Below are 268 nucleotides of genomic sequence, written 5' to 3' on the forward strand. Positions count from 1 at the left end.
TTTTTCTGGAATTATTTATTAACAATCAAGGCTAACTTCCTACCGATGGATACCATGAAGGCGACTGAACAATACAGTTCGATCTATAGCCACGTGGAGGGTCAGTTGCTTTCAAAACTGCCTCCCCATTTGACCTACCATAGTATCGACCACACTTTCGATGTGCTGAAACAAAGCGAACGTATCGCGCGGGCGGAGAATTCCTTTCCCGAGGAGGATATCTTCCTTTTGAAGGTTGCTGCCCTGTACCACGATACGGGCTTTCTCA

Annotated in this window: 1 protein-coding gene; it reads left to right on the plus strand. The window is 46.3% G+C overall.

Annotation, left to right across the window (positions count from 1 at the left end):
* Positions 1-54: 54 nt before the first annotated feature.
* Positions 55-268 (plus strand): HD domain-containing protein (locus SAZ04_RS23655; RefSeq protein WP_431309052.1); only part of this gene is annotated, 214 nt, incomplete at its 3' end.

Origin of the sequence: Halalkalibacter lacteus (genome assembly GCF_036663595.1) — a bacterium.
In the GTDB taxonomy this organism is placed as follows: domain Bacteria; phylum Bacillota; class Bacilli; order Bacillales; family Bacillaceae_D; genus Halalkalibacter; species Halalkalibacter lacteus.